4 protein-coding genes are annotated in these 4,707 nt (G+C 69.4%); all 4 read left to right on the forward strand.

Annotated elements, in window-relative coordinates; translation table 11 throughout:
• The first annotated feature begins 86 nt into the window (after positions 1 to 86).
• On the forward strand, positions 87 to 2,483 hold the full coding sequence (locus tag GTP77_RS29470) for an efflux RND transporter permease subunit (protein WP_371869417.1): 2,397 nt from the start codon (positions 87 to 89) through the stop codon (positions 2,481 to 2,483).
• Positions 2,483 to 2,713 carry a recombinase family protein gene (locus GTP77_RS29475; protein WP_161075706.1) on the forward strand — a complete coding sequence of 77 codons (231 nt, stop codon included), beginning with the start codon at positions 2,483 to 2,485 and terminating at the stop codon, positions 2,711 to 2,713. The genes GTP77_RS29470 and GTP77_RS29475 overlap by 1 nt, the downstream gene beginning before the upstream one ends.
• A complete protein-coding gene (locus tag GTP77_RS29480) occupies positions 2,707 to 4,344 on the forward strand; it encodes a 3-(methylthio)propionyl-CoA ligase (RefSeq protein ID WP_161075707.1) in 1,638 nt (545 codons plus the stop codon). Before GTP77_RS29475 ends, GTP77_RS29480 begins: the two co-directional genes overlap by 7 nt.
• A gap of 11 nt (positions 4,345 to 4,355) precedes the next feature.
• Positions 4,356 to 4,707, forward strand: a 352-nt coding sequence (locus GTP77_RS29485; protein WP_187358898.1) for an RBBP9/YdeN family alpha/beta hydrolase, incomplete at its 3' end; no start/stop codon positions are given.

Consider the following 4,707-nt stretch of genomic DNA (forward strand, 5'->3'; position numbering starts at 1 on the left):
CGGCGCTGCCGCTGGCCGGCCGCCTGCTGATCGGCGGCCCGCGCGGCCTGCGCGTGCAGCCCTTGACCAGGAAGTAAGGAAAAGACATGGTTATGCATACCCCCAATCTCGACGCCATGCCCGTGGTGCGCTCGCTGGAGCAGTTCGACCAGCGTTCCGGCAGCCTGCTGGAGCGCCTGGTGTTCAACCATCGCCTGGCCATGGTGGCGCTGTGCCTGCTGGCCACGCTGGTGCTGGGCCACCTGGCCGCCACCCGGCTGACGCTCAACGCCAGCTTCGAGAAAATGCTGCCGCAGGGCCAGCCCTACATCCAGAACTACCTGCAGAACCAGGCCGCGCTGCGCGGCCTGGGCAACGCGCTGCGGGTGGTGGTGGAAAATCCGCAGGGCGACATCTTCGAGCCGCGCTACCTGGAGCAGCTCAAGCAGATCAACGACGAGCTCTTCCTCACCCCGGGCGTGGACCGCGCCTGGATGAAGTCCATGTGGACCCCCAGCGTGCGCTGGAACGAGGTGACGGAGGAGGGCTTCCGCGGCGGCCCCGTCATGCCGGACAACTACGACGGCTCGCCGGCCGGCGTGGAACAGCTCAAGATCAACCTGGCGCGCTCCGGCATCGTCGGCAGCCTGGTGGGCAAGGACTACAAGTCCGCCATGATCTTCGTGCCGCTGCTGGCCAGGGACCCGGCCACCGGCAAGGCCATCGACTACGCGCAGCTGGCCGGCGCCATCGAGCGCATCGTGCACGCGCGCCAGGGCGGCGCCTATCCTGTGTCCATGCACGTCACCGGCTTCGCCAAACTGGTGGCCGAACTGCTGGCCGGCATGCTGCAGGTGCTGGCCTACTTCGCCGCCGCCGCGCTGGTGGCCACCGCCATCATCTACGCCTACACGCGCTGCGTGCGCTCCACCGCGCTGGTGGTGGCCTGCTCGCTGGTGGCGGTGGCCTGGCAGCTCGGCCTGGTGGCCGCGCTGGGCTATGCGCTCGACCCGTTCTCCATCCTGGTGCCTTTCCTGGTGTTCGCCATCGGTGTGTCGCACGGCGCGCAGAAGATGAACGGCATCATGCAGGACGTGGGGCGCGGCACCCATTTGCTGGTGGCGGCGCGCTACACCTTCCGCCGCCTGTTCCTGGCCGGCCTGACGGCCCTGCTGGCTGACGCGGTCGGCTTCGCGGTGCTGATGACCATCGATATCCCCGTGATCCGCGACCTGGCGCTGACCGCGTCCATCGGCGTGGCGGTGCTGATCTTCACCAATTTGCTGCTGCTGCCGGTGCTGCTGTCCTATGTCGGCGTGTCGCCGGCGGCGGCCAGGCGCTGCGTGGCGCACGAGGCCGAAGGCGCGGGCGAACCGTCGGGACTGTGGCGCGCGCTGGCGCGCTTCACCGAGCCGAGCCGCGCCGCCATCGCCGTGGGCGCGGCCCTGCTGCTGGCCGTTGCCGGTTTCGCCGTCAGCCTGCAGCTGAAGATAGGCGACCTCGATCCGGGCGCGCCTGAGCTGCGCGCGGACTCGCGCTACAACCGCGACAACGCCTACATCACCGGCCACTATTCGCTCTCGTCGGACCAGTTCGCGGTGATGGTGAAAACGCCCAAGGACGGCTGCCTGAAATACGAAACCCTGGTCGAAGCCGACCGCCTGGCCTGGCGGCTGCAGCAGGTGCCGGGCGTGCAGGCCACCGTGTCGCTGGCCGACGCGGTGCGCCAGGTGACGGCCGGCACTTCGGAAGGCAATCCGAAATGGCTGACCATCGCGCGCAACCAGGACATGCTCAACTACGGCGGCCAGCAGGCCTCGGTCAACAATCCCGAGCTGTTCGACCGCGACTGCACGCTGATGCCGGTGATCGCCTACCTGGCCGACCATAAGGCCGAAACGCTGGAGCGCGTGGTGCAGGCGGCGGACAGCTTCTCGAAGGAGCACAGCACGCCGGAGCGCCAGTTCCTGCTGGCCGCCGGCAGCGCCGGCATCGAAGCGGCGACCAACATCGTGGTCAGGGAAGCCAACCACAAGATGCTGCTGTACGTGTACGCGGCCGTCATCGCGCTGTGCTTCATCACCTTCCGCAACTGGCGCGCCGTGCTGGTGGCCGTGCTGCCGCTGGTGCTCACCTCCATCCTGTGCGAAGCGCTGATGGTGGCGCTGGGCATGGGCGTGAAAGTGGCCACCTTGCCGGTGATCGCACTGGGCGTGGGCATAGGCGTGGACTACGCGCTCTACCTGGTGTCGGTCCAGCTGGGCCGCCAGCGCGCCGGCGAAAGCCTGGAGCAGGCCTACCGCCACGCGCTGCAGTTCACCGGCAAGGTGGTGGCCCTGGTGGGCGTCACGCTGGCCGCCGGCGTGGTGTGCTGGGCCTGGTCGCCGATCAAGTTCCAGGCCGACATGGGCATCCTGCTCACCTTCATGTTCGCGCTGAACATGGTTGGCGCGCTGGTGCTGGTGCCGGCCCTGTCGCACTTCCTGCTGCGCAAGGTGCGCTGATGGCGGCGCGCCTGACGCCGGCGCGCGCGCTGCCGGCCGCCGTGCGCGCCAGCATGCGCGAGCTGCGCGCGGCGGGCGCCTCCTTCAACGCCATCGCCGCCGCGCTGAACCGGCGCGGCGTACCGGGCAAGGGCGGCGGCCGCTGGTTCGCCGCCTCCGTGCGCCTGTGCCTTCTGCAGGAGGCGCACGGTTCCAAACAAGAACCACTTTTCAGGAGTACACAATGCTAGGCATGATGCAACACCAACCGCTGCTGGTCTCGTCGCTGATCGAGCACGCCTGCCACAGCCATCCGGAACAGGAAATCATCTCGCGCCAGCCGGACGGCAGCCTGCAGCGCAGCACCTACGCCAGCGTGGCGCAGCGCGCGCGCCGGCTGGCCAACGCGCTCGCGCGCCTGGGCGTGCGCCCCGGCATGCGCGTGGCCACGCTGGCCTGGAACGGCTACCGCCACATGGAGCTTTACTACGCCGTGTCCGGCATGGGGGCGGTGCTGCACACCATTAATCCGCGCCTGTTCGCCGAGCAGATCACCTATATCGCCAACCACGCCGAAGACCAGGTCCTGTTCTACGACACCAGCTTCGCGCCGCTGGTCGAGGCGCTCGCGCCATCCATGCCGGGCGTGAAGCACTTCGTGGCCATGGCCGCGCGCGCGGAGATACTGGAACGCGGCCCGGCCGGCGTGCTGTGCTACGAAGACCTGCTGGCCGCCGAGAGCGACGAATACGAATGGCCGGTGCTGGACGAGGCCAGCGCGGCCTCGCTGTGCTACACCTCCGGCACCACCGGCAATCCCAAGGGCGTGCTGTACTCGCACCGCTCCACCGTGCTGCACGCCATGGCGGTGTGCAGCGTGGACGGCCTGGGCCTGTCCGGCGCCGACACGGCGCTGGTGGTGGTGCCCATGTTCCACGTGAACGCGTGGGGCATGCCTTACGCGGGCGCCCTGTGCGGCGCGCGCCTGGTGCTGCCCGGCGCGGCGCTGGACGGCCACAGCGTGTACCAGATCATGCGCAGCGAGCGGGTTACGCTGGCGCTGGGCGTGCCTACCGTGTGGCAGATGCTGTTCGGCTATGTCGAGCAGCAAAAACTGCTACCTCGGCAGGACCTCTGCCTGCAGCGCTGTGTGATCGGCGGCGCGGCGGCGTCCCAGTCCATGATCGAGCGCTTCGAGCAGGACTTCGGTGCGCGGGTGATCCATGCCTGGGGCATGACCGAGTTGTCGCCGCTGGGCACCGTGTGCCACCTGCAGCCCAAGCACGCCGGCCTGGCGCCGCAGGAGCGCCTGCGCCTGCAGCAAAAGCAGGGCCGTGCCGTGTTCGGCGTGACGCTGAAAATCGTCGATGACGACGGCCTGCGCCTGCCGCACGATGGCAAGGCAGCCGGCCGCCTGAAGGTGCGCGGCCACTGGGTGGCGGCGGGCTATTACAACAACGCCGGGAAGGTGATCGACGAGGAAGGTTATTTCGACACCGGCGACGTCGCCACCATCGACGCCGACGGCTATATGCACGTTACCGACCGCGCCAAGGACGTGATCAAGTCCGGCGGCGAATGGATCTCGTCCATCGACCTGGAGAACGCGGCCATGGGCCACGCGGCCGTGGCCGAGGCGGCCGTGATCGGCGTGGCCCATCCCACCTGGCAGGAGCGCCCGCTGCTGGTGGTGGTGCGCAAGCCCGGCGCGGCCGTCACGCGCGAGGCGCTGCTGGCCCATCTGGCGGGGCAGGTGGCCAAGTGGTGGGTGCCGGACGACGTGGTCTTTGTAGACTCGCTGCCGCACACGGCCACCGGCAAGCTGCAGAAGGTGCGCTTGCGCGAGCTGCTGAAGGACTACCGCCTGCCCGTGCAGGCCTGAAGGGGAGCGCCATGCAATCGACAGGCAAAGCCACGCTGCTGATCGTCCCCGGCCTGCGCGGCGAGGCGCCGCAGCACTGGCAATCGCTGCTGGCGGCCGAAGTGCCGGGGGCGCGCACGATTCCGCCCATGAACGAGAACGGCTTGAGCTGCGCGGCCCGCGTGGCCGCCATCGAGGGCGCGATGGCGGCCATAGCCGGGCCGGTGATACTGGTCGCGCACAGCGCCGGCGTGCTGATGGTGGCGCACTGGGCCGCGCTGGGCACGCCCGCCAGCCGCCGCGTGGCCGGCGCGCGTGAGGTCCTGGCCGCGCAGGAACAGCACGCGGTGGGACAGCAGGGCGCTGCGGATGGCGGGCGTGCCC

It is taken from the genome of Pseudoduganella aquatica (genome assembly GCF_009857595.1).
Classification (GTDB): Bacteria; Pseudomonadota; Gammaproteobacteria; order Burkholderiales; family Burkholderiaceae_D; genus Rugamonas; species Rugamonas aquatica_A.